The organism is Bradyrhizobium sp. P5_C11_2 (assembly GCF_054049755.1).
In genome coordinates, this window is record NZ_JBFULT010001070.1 from 1 (window position 1) to 1,119 (window position 1,119).

Consider the following 1,119-nt stretch of genomic DNA (forward strand, 5'->3'; position numbering starts at 1 on the left):
GTTTTGGAGTCTGTTGGCTGGCGTGCGTTCGCAACGCGAACGACTGGCTGGCTGATTTTTTCAAGACGCGGGCAAGTTCCCCCGCTGACATAATTGGTTACGTGGCAACAGTTCGACGGTCAATGACGTTAGGTTGCAGTTTATATCGATTGTAAATTGCCGCCGTTGGAATGCGCCTGTTGCCACCTATACAAGCAGGCAGCATCTGCAATTTCGAAAGCGCATCACACCAACAATGTCAGCAGCGTCCGAAGACAAATTCGGCGGCGTGGCGGGGCCGGCAGAAAGCCCTTCTGCAACAACGAGAACCTTGACCATGCGCGGGAGCCGGATCGACAGCCGCGAACTCTTCGCTGCCGAGCGCGAGATCATCATCGCGCATGGCGAGGAAACCTATCGCCTCCGCCTGACCTCGCAGAACAAGCTGCTCCTGACGAAGTAACCTGCAATGACATTTTGTCGCACCCTCACCCAACTCCTGCTCACCGGCACGATCGCATTCGCGTCCACTGCGCACGCCGCCGGCATCACCGTGCATGACGCCCGCAACCGCGACGTTGCCGTGGGCGATATCGCGCGCACGGTCTCGATCGGCGGCGCCATCACCGAGATCCTCTATGCGCTCGGGCTCGAGAGCCGCCTGGTCGGCGTCGACACCACGAGCCTCTATCCGGCGGCAGCGCTGCACGACAAACCCAATGTCGGCTACATGCGCCAGATTTCGGCCGAGGGCGTGCTCGGCCTCAACCCCACGCTGATCCTGGCGATCCAGGGGTCGGGCCCGCGCGAAACCATGGACATCCTGGAGACGGCGAAGGTGCCGCTGGTGCTGGTGCCCGAGACATTCTCCGAGGAAGGCCTGATCGAAAAGATCAGGCTGGTCGGCCACGCCATGGGCGTCGATGCGCGCGCCGAATGCCTGGCGACCGCAGTCGGCACCGATCTCGCGCAGCTCCGCGCACTGCGCGCCAAGGTGACGAAGCCGGTGCGCGTGATGTTCGTGATGTCGCTTGTGAACGGGCGAGCGATGGTCGCCGGTCACAAGACCGCCGCCGACGAGATCATCCAACTCGCAGGCGCCACCAACGCCGTCGACGACTACGATGGCTACAAGAACAT

General features: G+C 62.0%; 2 protein-coding genes. Both read left to right on the forward strand.

Annotated elements, in window-relative coordinates:
• The first annotated feature begins 235 nt into the window (after nucleotides 1-235).
• Nucleotides 236-442 (forward strand): hemin uptake protein HemP, encoded by a 207-nt coding sequence (locus ACXJL8_RS41725; protein ID WP_456620363.1) that lies wholly within the window; start codon nucleotides 236-238, stop codon nucleotides 440-442.
• Between the two features lie 6 nt (nucleotides 443-448).
• A partial coding sequence (locus ACXJL8_RS41730) for a heme/hemin ABC transporter substrate-binding protein (protein WP_456687110.1) occupies nucleotides 449-1,119 on the forward strand: 671 nt, incomplete at its 3' end.

Coding starts and splice junctions, on each gene's coding strand:
- ACXJL8_RS41725 (WP_456620363.1), top strand. CDS start 236: ATGTCAGCAGCGTCCGAAGACAAATTCGGCGGCGTGGCGGGGCCGGCA.